Origin of the sequence: Bacillus sp. 166amftsu, assembly GCF_900107445.1 — a bacterium.
Classification (GTDB): domain Bacteria; phylum Bacillota; class Bacilli; order Bacillales; family Bacillaceae_G; genus Bacillus_A; species Bacillus_A arachidis.
Genome location: NZ_FNQA01000001.1, coordinates 290,961 through 303,587, shown reverse-complemented (window position 1 = coordinate 303,587; position 12,627 = coordinate 290,961). Strand labels below are relative to the sequence as shown.

The following is a 12,627-nucleotide window of genomic DNA, read 5'->3' as shown; positions in this document are numbered from 1 at the left end:
GTCACTTTCTCTTCTTCACAGCAGCGACCTATGTGTAGAGAAATCAAACTTTATATAGAAAGCGGAAAAACAGATTATAGATATACGAATACATAAAATGGAATGTAGAATAGAGAAGCGGAGGAATTTGTAGTGCGAGTATTAGTTAGTGGTGGTGGCACAGGAGGACATATATATCCAGCTCTTGCTTTAATTAGAGAAATAAAAAAATTACATCCTGAAGCAAGATTTTTATACATTGGTACAGAAAATGGATTAGAAAGTACAATTGTTCCAAAGGCAGGAATACCATTTCAATCAATTGTCATTAGTGGATTTAAACGAAAAATATCTCTTGATAATGTGAAAACAGTGATGCGTTTTCTAACAGGTGTACAAGATAGTAAAAGGTATATTCGCCGTTTCAATCCGGATGTTGTAATTGGTACAGGTGGCTATGTATGTGGTCCAGTCGTATATGCGGCAGCGAAACTAGGAATTCCAACAATTGTACACGAACAAAATAGTGTACCTGGTGTAACGAATAAATTTTTAAGTCGATATGTCGATAAGGTAGCTGTTTGTTTTGAAGCGGCATCTGAACATTTTCCAAAGTCGAAAGTTGTCATGACAGGAAATCCACGTGCATCAGAAGTGATGAACCAAAACGGCATGATAGGGAAGCGCTCTGTTGGATTATCTCTTCCTAAAAAGTCTGTGCTTATTTTTGGTGGAAGCCGCGGGGCAAGGCCGATTAATGATGCATTTGTGGCAGCAATTGAACAATTTGGTAATAAAAACTATGAAGTATTGTATATAACAGGTGAAGTGCATTATGATAAAGTCATGGAGGCTGTGAAACAAAAAGGGAATCCGAATAATGTAATTATTAAACCATTTATTCATAATATGCCAGAGGTACTTACTGGTGTGGATCTTGTTGTTTCACGTGCTGGTGCTACAACATTAGCGGAATTGACAGCGCTAGGAAAGCCAAGTATTTTAATTCCAAGTCCTTATGTGACAAATAATCATCAAGAGAAAAACGCGAGATCAGTTGTCGATAAAGGGGCGGCAAAAATGCTTCTTGAAAAAGATTTAACTGCTGAAACTCTTCTTCATGATATTGATGAAATTCTATTAAATACACAAACATTACAAAATATGAAACTAGCTGCTACGCAATTAGGAATGCCTGATGCAGCAAATAAATTATTTGAAGTGATGAAACAACTTGTACAAAATAACGTTAGGTGAATGCCCTGCATACTACTGTAATACGGAGATTTCATATGGGGGAGATCATCATGAAACGATTAGCAAAGGAACTTGTCGAAGCGGAAGTTGGTAAAGTGCTAGAAAATGAAGCGTTAGCTCGTTATACAACTATGAAAATAGGTGGGCCGGCTGACATTCTAATTTTGCCAAGTAGTGTTGTTGGTGTGGAAAAGACTTTAGATTTAGTAAAGAAACATAACACAAAGTGGACAGCGATTGGACGTGGTTCTAATCTTCTCGTATCTGATAAGGGAATTGAAGGTGTTGTAATTCGTTTAGGAGAAGGATTAGATCACCTAGAGGTAGAAGGAACTACTGTACGAGTAGGAGGAGGATATCCTCTTATTAAGTTGTCAACATTACTTAGTCGCCAAGGTTTAGCTGGATTAGAGTTTGCTAGTGGTATTCCAGGAAGTGTCGGTGGAGCAGTATATATGAATGCTGGTGCACACAAATCAGATATGTCAGAAATTTTGATGAGCGCGCGTGTTATGTTTGACGATGGTACAATGAAGTGGCTAACAAAAGAAGAGATGGAATTTTCTTATCGCACTTCTGTTTTGCAAACAAAACGTCCGGGCATTGTAGTAGAAGCGGAATTGCAACTGAAAGCAGGAAATCGTGAAGAAATAGTTGGTATAATGCAAAAGAATAAGGAGTATCGTCGTGAAACTCAGCCGTGGAATCACCACTGTGCGGGGAGTATATTTAGAAATCCACTACCCAATTTCGCTGGGAATCTAGTTGAAAAGGCAGATCTACGTGGTTATCAAATCGGCGGTGCAAAAATTTCTGAAATGCATGGGAATTTTATTGTTAATACAGGATCTGCATCAGCAAAAGATGTGCTGGATTTAATTGCATTTGTCAAAAAAACAATTAAAGAAAAATTTGGTGTAGATATGCATACGGAAGTAGAAATCATTGGAAGATAGCTGTTATTTGTTCCGCTCGTTATCATTTATGGTATAATAAGAAGATAAGAACGGCATGCGTAACATGCCGTTCTTTATGTTACATAGGGGGATCGTACATGAAAAATAGTAAAGTGATTAAACTACAAGATCGTGTACCAAAACTAAAGAACCAAAAGAAGAAGAAGAAAAAACCTGTCAATCAGAGATTAATTTTATATGTGTCGATTTTATTTTTATTAGTACTTTTTTTAATTTATTTTCGATCTCCGCTTAGTAATATAAAAAAGATAAGTGTTTTAGGAAATCATTATATGACAGATGAACAGGTTATGAAGGAATCTGGAGTTACATATGAAACGAGTTATTTTCGAGTGACGGCACATAGGGCTGAAGAAAATTTGACAAAACGAAATGAAATCAAGAAAGTAATTGTCAAAAAGCGTTTTCCTAACAAAATTGATATTCACATTGAAGAGTATGTAACGATAGGTTATATAAACAAAGGTGGGAAGTTACAACCACTTCTAGAAAATGGTAAAACACTTGACGTGTTACCGAACGGAAAATTACCTGTCGCAGCTCCGATTTTTGAACCATTTAAGGAAGAGAAAATGAAAGAGTTAATTGAAGAGCTAGAAAAGTTAACTCCGACTACTCTCAGGTCTATTTCTGAAATTCATTATGCTCCAACGAATTCAAATGAAGATCATCTTACTTTATATATGAATGAAGGTTATGAAGTGAGTACAACTATACAAGATTTTGCCAAGCGTATGGAAGTATATCCACTTATTATAAAAAATATAGAATCAGGTAGAAAAGCTCTAATTGATTTAGAAGTTGGCGCGTATTTCAAATATTTAGATAACGAAGAAAAAAAGCAGTAGAATAGTAGATTTATTTCTTTTTAAATACAATAACGACAATTGTGTTCTTCTATATGTAAAATTTATTACAATTATGATTAATTTGTTGAAAAATAACTAGATTTTCTTCGATTCATGCTAGGATTGGTACAAGTTTAGCTTTTCTATGAGTACATCTTAGTGTAGACTTATATTTGGCGGTAATCTTTGCATTTGAAATACAGTTATTTCAAAGATAAAGTAGTCATTCACAGATTACGGTGATATCAATAAGTGAATGTTAAATAAAAATAAGAAAAATACCGGGTTAAAAAAGGGAAACGCATAAAGACGTTGAATATTTTTCTTATAAATAGTAAAGCTGCGATTGTTGTTCCATATATTGACTTGTATGGTATAAATAAAGAAGGAGGTGCCAAAGAATGAACAGCAATGAAATATATGTTAGTCTTGACATCGGTACATCCAATGTTAAAGTCATCATTGGTGAAATGGTTAATGACGGCTTAAACATTATTGGTGTTGGAAATGTAAAATCAAATGGTTTGAAAAAGGGCTCCATAGTTGACATAGACGAAACTGTTCGATCAATTAAAAAAGCAATTGAACAAGCTGAGCGTATGGTGGGAATTCACATTGAACAAGTTGTTGTAGGTGTGAATGCAAATCAGGTACAGCTTCTTCCTTGTCATGGAGTTGTCGCTGTTTCAAATGAAGATCGTGAAATTGGAAATGAAGATGTCTTACGCGTTCTGGATGCAGCACAAGTTGTATCAATTGCTCCTGAGCGTGAATTTATTGATGTGGTGCCTCGACAGTTCATTGTAGACGGTCTTGATGAGATTAACGATCCACGCGGGATGATTGGTGTAAGATTAGAAATGGAAGGCACATTAATTACAGGTTCAAGAACGTTACTACATAATTTACTACGTTGTGTAGAAAAAGCGGGCCTTGAAATTGTTGATATTTGTCTGCAACCTTTAGCTGCTGCGACGGTTGCTTTATCTTCTGATGAAAAAAATAGAGGTGTAGCTCTTGTTGATATAGGCGGGGGATCTACAACTTTATCAATCTTTCAAGATGGAGAATTACAAGCAACAAGTGTACTGCCTTTAGGTGGAGATCATATAACGAAGGATATTGCTATAGGATTTAAAACTTCAACTGAAAATGCAGATCAAATTAAGCTGAAATATGGACATGCTTTTTATGATACAGCATCTGAAGAAGAAGTGTTTACGGTTCCTATTATGGGAAACGATCAAACAGAACAATATTCACAATTAGAGTTATCTGATATTATTGAGGCACGTGTAGAGGAAATCTTGATGTTTGTTCAAGAAGAGGTCCGAAAGCTAGGAGTAAAACAAGTAGCGTCTGGCTACGTACTTACTGGTGGGATTGCTGCTATGCCAGGTGTTCTTGATCTTGCATATGATATTTTACATGAAAATGTTCGTATAGCAACTCCCGATTATATTGGTGTTCGTGAACCACAGTATACAATTGGGGTTGGATTAATTAAACATTCTTATCAAAAAGCGAAATTGCGCGGAAAAAATGTTCAGGAAAAGGAAGAACTTTTTGAACCAGTACCAGCACCAATGCCGGTACAGCAACAACCTGCAAAACAAACAACTCGTAAGCAAAGTAAAAATAATGAAGATAATGAGCGAATGATGTCAAAAGTAAAACGTGTATTCCGCTATTTATGGGATTAAAATTGCACACGAAAAATGAGGTTCTAGGGGGATTTCGACATGTTAGAGTTTGATACTACTCAAGATCAATTAGCGAGCATAAAAGTTATCGGTGTCGGCGGCGGTGGAAATAATGCCGTAAACCGTATGATTGAGCATGGTGTACAAGGTGTGGATTTCATCGCTGTAAACACTGATGCACAAGCATTAAATTTATCAAAAGCTGAAACAAAAATGCAAATTGGCGGAAAATTAACGCGTGGACTTGGTGCCGGCGCAAACCCTGAAGTAGGGAAAAAAGCCGCTGAAGAAAGTAAAGAACAAATCCAAGAAGCACTTCGCGGTGCAGATATGGTCTTTGTAACAGCTGGTATGGGCGGTGGAACTGGTACGGGAGCAGCTCCAGTTATCGCGCAAATCGCAAAGGAATTAGGCGCGTTAACAGTTGGCGTTGTAACACGTCCATTTACATTTGAAGGTCGCAAGCGTGCGACACAAGCTATATCTGGGATTACAGCATTTAAAGATAATGTAGATACAATCATTGTTATACCGAATGATCGTATTTTAGAAATCGTTGATAAAAATACACCAATGCTTGAAGCGTTCCGTGAAGCGGATAACGTATTGCGACAAGGTGTACAAGGTATTTCAGATTTAATTGCTACACCTGGTCTCATTAATTTAGACTTTGCAGACGTAAAAACAATTATGTCTAATAAAGGTTCTGCGTTAATGGGTATTGGTGTTGGAACTGGTGAAAATCGTGCAGCAGAAGCAGCAAAACGTGCAATTTCTAGTCCGTTATTAGAAACATCTATCGATGGTGCGCAAGGTGTTCTTATGAATATTACTGGGGGCACGAACTTAAGTTTATATGAAGTACAAGAAGCGGCAGATATCGTTGCTTCAGCTTCAGATCCGGAAGTAAATATGATTTTCGGTTCTGTAATTAATGAGAGTTTGAAAGATGAAATTGTTGTTACTGTAATTGCAACTGGTTTTGATGATAGTGTTTCAGTTCAGCCACCAAAACCATTTGTACGTTCGGCAACAACTACAAATCATGCGCAACAACAACCAGTAGCTCAACCACCAAAACAACGTGAAGTAAAACGCGAAGTGAAGCGTGAAGAGCCTGTTGTACACGAACGTAATACCGATTCAGACGATATCGATATTCCAGCATTTTTACGTAATCGTCGTAGACGATAAAAAAGAAAGGAGCTCAGCTCCTTTCTTTTTTATTACATAAACTTAAATATTTTCACATGAAAAACTTATCGCACTATTTGTAAATATGTAAATTCATTTTGATTTTTCAACATATAGGTCACGGCTATGAAAACAAAAGAACATCCCTACTCATTTTCTTACTTTATTTTCATATGGTATGAGGCTAAAATAGGTCCTGACCGTTTCTATGCATGGCCGGGCGCTCTCACCCTAAAAAGAGTGATTTTATGCTGATTTTTCAATTTGTATTTATATAGTAAGATCATCATCTAAGTTATAGAAAGTTTGCAATATATTCCTCACGACAGATTATGTCTAGAAACCACAAAATAACAAAAAAACCCCTCCGTAAATTGACACACTTTCCTATTGGATATGCTTTATACTAGTCTCAACTAAAAAAAAGAGGTGAATTGTTTGGTTGTTTACGCCGATGTTGTTTGGTTGTTAAACGCCTGCATTGATTTTCTTTTACTTTTATTAACAGCAACTGTGTTGAAAAAGAGGATCAAAAAATGGAGGCTTGTGCTAGGAGCATTCATTGGTTCTACAATTGTTATTTTTGCCTTTACTCCTTTTGCTTCTATGATGACACATCCAATTATGAAACTAGTATACTCATTACTTATTGTGTATACAGCGTTTGGATTTTCTACTTTTAGAGATTATACACAAACTGTTTTTACCTTTTATTTTGTAACATTTATGGTAGGAGGAGGGTTAATAGGGACTCATTTTTTCCTACAAACAAATGAAATGGTAGGTGGATTAGTCCAGTCAAAATCAATTTCTTATGGTGATCCTGTAAGCTGGATGTTTGTAATCTTTGGATTCCCGATCATTTATTACTTTTCAAAAAAACGTATTGAAAATGTGGAAGTCACTAAGATTCACTATGACCAAATTGTACAGGTGAATATTAAACTTGTTGAAAATGAAATTACATTAGATGGTTTAATTGATAGTGGAAATCAGCTTTATGATCCGTTAACAAAAACACCGGTTATGATTATGCATATTTCATCATTAGAGCATTGTTTACCAACATGGTTAACACAGCAGATTTATTCCAAGACAGAGATTCCGCAAATACCAGAAAATGATTCTGGCTGGGCAACGAGGCTTCGCTTAATTCCTTTTCGAGCAGTAGGAATTGATCATCAATTTTTATGGGCAATTAAGCCTGATATTGTTCAAATTCATCATGAAGGAAGTGATATGGTCGTAAACAAAGTACTAATTGGCTTAAATACACAGCAATTGTCTACAAATGGAGAGTACCAATGTATTATACATCCGAAAATGTTGATATCTCAGAAAATTACAATTGCTTAATTATGAGAGGTGGGAGAGTATGGCGAAATTAAAATTTTATTTCATATATATTTGGTATAAAGTATTATTGAAACTTGGAATTAAGACCGATGAAATTTACTATATAGGTGGAAGTGAGGCATTGCCACCACCTTTGACAAAAGAGGAGGAAGAAGTACTTCTTAATAAGTTGCCAAAAGGTGATCAAGCGGCACGGTCATTACTTATTGAGCGTAACTTGCGACTTGTTGTGTATATAGCGCGAAAATTTGAAAATACAGGAATTAATATTGAGGATTTAATTAGTATTGGAACCATTGGGCTTATTAAAGCTGTGAATACATTTAATCCTGAAAAAAAAATCAAACTCGCAACTTATGCATCACGTTGTATAGAAAATGAAATTTTAATGCATTTACGTAGAAATAATAAAAATCGTTCAGAAGTGTCATTTGATGAACCATTAAATATTGATTGGGATGGGAATGAATTGTTATTATCAGATGTTCTTGGTACGGATGATGATATTATTACAAAAGACTTAGAGGCCACTGTAGACAGGCACCTTCTTATGAAAGCCCTACATCAATTGAATGATCGTGAAAAACAAATTATGGAGCTCCGCTTTGGACTTGCAGGAGGAGAGGAAAAAACACAAAAAGATGTGGCGGATATGCTAGGGATTTCACAGTCTTATATATCTCGACTTGAAAAGAGAATTATAAAAAGGCTTCGAAAAGAATTTAATAAAATGGTATAAAGTGATGTTTTTGAAAAGCTGTATTATCAAGGGGAGTGTATAAAACCAATCGGTATTCCGATTGGTTTTGTCATGTTTTCTTGTAAAGTGCGAATGAAATTTTAATCAAAGGCAACAAAAAAACGGTATGCATAAAATTCCCTCCAAAGGAGATACTTTACACTGTACAGCAACTCCCGATAGGAGGGAACACTTTGACGAGAAACAAAGTAGAAATTTGCGGTGTTGATACAGCTAAACTTCCAGTACTAAAAAATGAAGAGATGCGTAAATTATTTCGAGAAATGCAAAGTGGAGAGATAAGCGCAAGAGAGAAATTAGTAAATGGAAACTTACGTCTTGTACTGAGCGTCATTCAGCGATTTAACAACAGAGGAGAATTTGTTGATGATTTATTCCAAGTCGGCTGCATTGGACTTATGAAATCCATTGATAACTTTGATTTAAGCCAAAATGTTAAATTTTCAACATATGCTGTGCCAATGATTATTGGGGAAATCCGGAGATATTTACGTGATAACAATCCAATTCGAGTCTCTCGTTCATTACGAGATATCGCGTATAAAGCATTGCAGGTAAGAGAAAAGCTAATTGCTGAAAATTCAAAAGAGCCAACGGCAATGGATATTGCAAAAGTGCTTGAAGTGACACATGAAGAAATTGTTTTTGCGCTTGATGCCATTCAAGATCCAGTATCATTATTTGAGCCGATTTATAATGATGGGGGCGATCCTATTTTTGTAATGGATCAACTAAGTGATGATAAACAAAGGGACGAGCAATGGGTGGAAGAATTGGCGTTGAAAGAAGGAATGAAGCGATTAAATGATCGCGAAAAAATGATTATTCGAAAACGTTTTTTTCAAGGGAAAACACAAATGGAAGTTGCCGAAGAGATTGGGATTTCTCAAGCACAAGTATCACGCCTTGAAAAATCAGCAATTAAACAAATGAATAAAACAATTCAAGGATAAGGTCTCATCATTTAAGATGAGACCTTTTTAAGTTGTGAGTCTCAAGATTCTGTTCATAGGAAAGATTACGTGTTCATATAATGGCAATAAAGTGAAACTGCTGGCAGGAGGAGAATAATAATGATACGGATTTCAGAGTTTCAAATTAAGGATGTTGTAAATGTCTCTGACGGAAAAAAACTTGGAAACATTAGCGATATAGATATTGATATGAACACTGGAAAGATTCAAGCTGTCATTATTTCAAAGCAAGCGCGTATGCTAGGGATATTTGGGAAAGAGGCGGAGTTTGTTATTCCGTGGAAGCAAATTGTAAAAATTGGAGAGGATGTAATATTAGTAAGAGCTGATCATGTCAATCCTGTAACAGAATCAATACAAACACCGACAATTTCTTAAAGAATATTACAAATTCCTCTTTTTTTTATGTTGTCATTATGGAAAAATAAAAGTATGGTAAAATAGACAGGAAGTACCATGCTTTTTATGTTATTTTATTAAAAGGAGCCGCTTTATGAGAGAACCATTTATATATGAGGACGGTATATTGTATTTACAAGCGTGGAAAGAACTTGGAAACATTACAGCAGGATTTACTACAAAAGATGGTGGAGTAAGTACAGGCTCCTTTCATGCGATGAATTTAGGATTACATGTAAATGATATGATGGAGAATGTTCATGAAAATAGACGTATTTTAGCGAACAAGTTACAAAAACCATTAGAAAATTGGATTTGTTCAGAGCAGGTTCATGATCATCACGTTGAAAAAGTAGGACACGGAGAAAAAGGACGGGGAATCTATTTATATGAAGATGGTATCCCAAATACAGATGGTATTTATACGACTGATAGAGATGTATGTTTAACGTCGTGTTATGCTGATTGTGTTCCACTCTATTTCTATGCACCATCACATGGTATGGTAGGACTTGCACATGCTGGATGGAAGGGAACTGTAAAAGAAATTGCAAAAGAAATGATTCAAAAGTGGAATGCAGAAGGGGTACCAGTTCATGAGATGTATGTTGCAATTGGACCAGCCATTGGGTCCTGCTGTTATGTAGTTGATGATCGTGTATTATCAGCAGCAAAACAAGCCGTAAACGGACCTGTTCCATATAAATTGATTTCAGACGGACAATATGCAATTGATTTAAAAGAAATCAATCGTATATTATGCATTCAAGCTGGCATAAAAGAAGAGCATATTGTGATGTCGTCTCTTTGTACAAGCTGTGAAGAACAATTGTTTTTCTCGCATCGCCGTGATCAAGGGAAAACAGGAAGAATGTTGAGTTTCATAGGCTTTAAGGAGGATTGAAAACAGTGGCAGTACAAGAGAAATTAGCATTTGTAAATGAGGAAATCAAAAAAGCATGTGAACGAGCAGGGCGCTCGGCACAAGAGATTAAGCTCGTTGCAGTAACAAAAACAGTAGGAATTGAAAAAACAAATGAAGTAATAGAAGCTGGACTTACTGATTTAGGTGAGAATCGTAATGAAGGTCTTTTACAAAAGTATGAGCATTTCGGTTCAAAAGTAAGCTGGCATTTCATTGGTTCGTTACAAACGAGAAAAGTAAAAGAAATTATTGATAAAGTTGATTATTTGCATTCATTGGATCGCATTTCGCTAGCAAAAGAAATCCAAAAGCGTGCTACAAAGCAGGTTCGATGTTTTGTACAAGTGAAAACATCGTCTGAAGAATCGAAGCAGGGGATAGCAGCTGAGGAAACGATTGCGTTTATTCGTGCTTTGCAAGAGTTTGATAAAATTGAAGTGGTTGGATTAATGACAATGGCACCATTTACTGAGGAAGAAGCAGAAATCCGTCATTGTTTTAAGGTGTTACGTGGGGTGCAAAAACAAGTGCAGGAACTAGAGTTATCAAATGCTCCGTGTGAAGAGTTATCTATGGGAATGTCAAATGATTATACAATTGCAATTGAAGAAGGCGCTACATATATTCGTTTGGGAACGATTTTAGTAGGAAAAGCGTAAAAGGAAGGAGAATGTTATTATGAGTTGGTCAAAAGTAAAGTACTTCTTTTTTGACACACCAGAAGAGCGGGAAGCTTACGAAAAGGAAAAGGAGCAAGTTGAAATGAAAAAACAGGAACCTCAGCAGCAGGATATCCCGGTTACGAAAGCACAGCCAAAACAAAATATTGTAAGTATTGAAACAGCAAAGCAGTCTTCTAAAGTTGTTTTGCTAGAACCGCGTACATATTCGGAAGCACAAGGTATTGCGGATCATTTGAAAGGAAGAAGAGCTGTTGTCATTAATTTGCAAAGAATGTCCACAGATCAAGCTGTACGTATCGTTGACTTTTTAAGTGGTACTGTATACGCTATAGGCGGGGATATTCAAAAATTAGGACCGAAAACATTTATTTGTACACCTGAGACTGTCGATATTGTTGGGGCCATTTCTGAGTTGTTCGGTGAAGAGGAAGAGACAAATATAAAGAGGTGGTAATACGCCATGATAACTATTTTACAAGCATTGCTTTGGATCATCCAGATTTATTCCTGGGCGCTTATTATCTATATTCTTCTATCTTGGTTTCCAGGGGCTAGAGAATCGACATTTGGTGATTTTCTAGCGCGTATTTGTGAACCATATTTAGAGCCGTTTCGGAGATTTATCCCACCTTTTGGTATGATTGATATTTCTCCAATTGTCGCAATTATTGCGTTGAAATTGGCTAGTAGTGGTTTAGTAAGTCTGTTTCGTTATTTCTTGTAACAAGAGGTTGCATGAATGAGCATCTATGAGCATTTTAGACCTGAAGAAGTGGTCTTTGTTGATAAAGCATTAGAATGGAAACAGATGGCTGAAGAATATCATCAAGTGAAACTAACGGATTTTCTTGATCCACGTCAGCAGCAAATTGTTGCTACGATAGTGGGGAATCAAGGAGATGCTACTTTACGACTTTATGGTGCTACGCCAAAAGCGGAAAGGAAAAGAGCTCTTATTTATCCGAGTTACCTTAATTTAAATGAAGAAGATTTTCAAGTTGAAGTATTAGAAATTGACTATCCTTCCAAATTTTATGCGCTTGAACATAGGCAAATATTAGGTGCATTTATGTCTCTTGGTCTCACAAGAGAAAAGTGTGGTGATATTTTGCTTCGAGAAAATCGTGCCCAAATTATAGTTGCAAAAGAGATTGTTTCGTACATTGAAATGAATTTACAATCGATAGGGAAAATGAAGGTCTCACTTTCCTCTGTACAAGCAGATAAAGTATTACAATTACAAGAAGAGTGGAGAGAACAGTCTGGAACTGTTTCATCACTTCGATTAGATGTCCTGTTAGCTGAAATGCTCCATATATCACGGCAAAAAGCACAGCCGCTTATAAAGAATGGTCTTGTGAAAGTAAATTGGAAAACGGTTGAACAAACTGCATACGAGTGTTTTCCAGGTGATGTTTTTTCAGTTAGAGGATATGGACGTGGGAAATTATTTTCTGTAGAAGGAAAAACGAAACGCGACAAATGGAGAGTTTTGTATGGTATACTAAAATGATTGGTTTTTTAGAAGGAAAATCTCTTATTTTGTCGAAGAAAAGATATAATTAAAAAGAG

14 protein-coding genes and 1 pseudogene are annotated in these 12,627 nt (G+C 36.0%); all 15 read left to right on the top strand.

Annotated elements, in window-relative coordinates:
• Positions 1 to 132 precede the first annotated feature (132 nt).
• The 15 genes and pseudogenes from murG (at position 133) to BLV40_RS01550 (ending at position 12,568) form a co-directional block, all read left to right on the top strand.
• The gene (gene murG / locus BLV40_RS01615; RefSeq protein ID WP_090687162.1) at positions 133 to 1,236 is read left to right on the top strand and encodes an undecaprenyldiphospho-muramoylpentapeptide beta-N-acetylglucosaminyltransferase; all 1,104 of its coding nucleotides are present in this window, start codon (positions 133 to 135) and stop codon (positions 1,234 to 1,236) included.
• A 50-nt stretch (positions 1,237 to 1,286) separates the two neighbouring features.
• Complete coding sequence (gene murB / locus BLV40_RS01610; protein ID WP_090687160.1) at positions 1,287 to 2,192, top strand: UDP-N-acetylmuramate dehydrogenase; 906 nt, start codon at positions 1,287 to 1,289, stop codon at positions 2,190 to 2,192.
• Positions 2,193 to 2,290: 98 nt separating this feature from the next.
• Positions 2,291 to 3,061 carry a cell division protein FtsQ/DivIB gene (locus BLV40_RS01605; RefSeq protein WP_090687157.1) on the top strand — a complete coding sequence of 257 codons (771 nt, stop codon included), beginning with the start codon at positions 2,291 to 2,293 and terminating at the stop codon, positions 3,059 to 3,061.
• 131 nt (positions 3,062 to 3,192) lie between these two features.
• Positions 3,193 to 3,279, top strand: a pseudogene (locus BLV40_RS29025) (small basic protein); the annotation flags it as partial.
• A gap of 183 nt (positions 3,280 to 3,462) precedes the next feature.
• The gene (gene ftsA / locus BLV40_RS01600) at positions 3,463 to 4,764 is read left to right on the top strand and encodes a cell division protein FtsA (protein WP_026590250.1); all 1,302 of its coding nucleotides are present in this window, start codon (positions 3,463 to 3,465) and stop codon (positions 4,762 to 4,764) included.
• A gap of 39 nt (positions 4,765 to 4,803) precedes the next feature.
• Positions 4,804 to 5,958, top strand: coding sequence for a cell division protein FtsZ (ftsZ, locus tag BLV40_RS01595; protein WP_026590251.1), 1,155 nt, complete (start codon positions 4,804 to 4,806; stop codon positions 5,956 to 5,958).
• A gap of 438 nt (positions 5,959 to 6,396) precedes the next feature.
• Positions 6,397 to 7,314, top strand: a complete 918-nt coding sequence (spoIIGA, locus tag BLV40_RS01590; protein WP_139265439.1) for a sigma-E processing peptidase SpoIIGA — start codon at positions 6,397 to 6,399, stop codon at positions 7,312 to 7,314.
• 19 nt (positions 7,315 to 7,333) lie between these two features.
• The gene (gene sigE / locus BLV40_RS01585; RefSeq protein WP_026590253.1) at positions 7,334 to 8,053 is read left to right on the top strand and encodes an RNA polymerase sporulation sigma factor SigE; all 720 of its coding nucleotides are present in this window, start codon (positions 7,334 to 7,336) and stop codon (positions 8,051 to 8,053) included.
• A gap of 194 nt (positions 8,054 to 8,247) precedes the next feature.
• Positions 8,248 to 9,027 (top strand): RNA polymerase sporulation sigma factor SigG, encoded by a 780-nt coding sequence (gene sigG / locus BLV40_RS01580; protein ID WP_003199794.1) that lies wholly within the window; start codon positions 8,248 to 8,250, stop codon positions 9,025 to 9,027.
• Between the two features lie 120 nt (positions 9,028 to 9,147).
• Positions 9,148 to 9,426: a YlmC/YmxH family sporulation protein gene (locus tag BLV40_RS01575; protein ID WP_026590254.1), complete on the top strand. Its 279-nt coding sequence runs from the start codon at positions 9,148 to 9,150 to the stop codon at positions 9,424 to 9,426.
• Between the two features lie 115 nt (positions 9,427 to 9,541).
• Positions 9,542 to 10,351 carry a peptidoglycan editing factor PgeF gene (gene pgeF / locus BLV40_RS01570; RefSeq protein WP_090687151.1) on the top strand — a complete coding sequence of 270 codons (810 nt, stop codon included), beginning with the start codon at positions 9,542 to 9,544 and terminating at the stop codon, positions 10,349 to 10,351.
• Between the two features lie 5 nt (positions 10,352 to 10,356).
• Positions 10,357 to 11,031 (top strand): YggS family pyridoxal phosphate-dependent enzyme, encoded by a 675-nt coding sequence (locus tag BLV40_RS01565; RefSeq protein WP_090687150.1) that lies wholly within the window; start codon positions 10,357 to 10,359, stop codon positions 11,029 to 11,031.
• A 19-nt stretch (positions 11,032 to 11,050) separates the two neighbouring features.
• Positions 11,051 to 11,509, top strand: a complete 459-nt coding sequence (locus BLV40_RS01560) for a cell division protein SepF (RefSeq protein WP_026590257.1) — start codon at positions 11,051 to 11,053, stop codon at positions 11,507 to 11,509.
• Between the two features lie 6 nt (positions 11,510 to 11,515).
• On the top strand, positions 11,516 to 11,779 hold the full coding sequence (locus BLV40_RS01555; RefSeq protein WP_026590258.1) for a YggT family protein: 264 nt from the start codon (positions 11,516 to 11,518) through the stop codon (positions 11,777 to 11,779).
• A gap of 15 nt (positions 11,780 to 11,794) precedes the next feature.
• Entirely contained in the window at positions 11,795 to 12,568 is a 774-nt protein-coding gene (locus BLV40_RS01550; RefSeq protein WP_026590259.1) for a YlmH family RNA-binding protein, read from the top strand.
• The last annotated feature ends 59 nt before the right edge of the window (positions 12,569 to 12,627 follow it).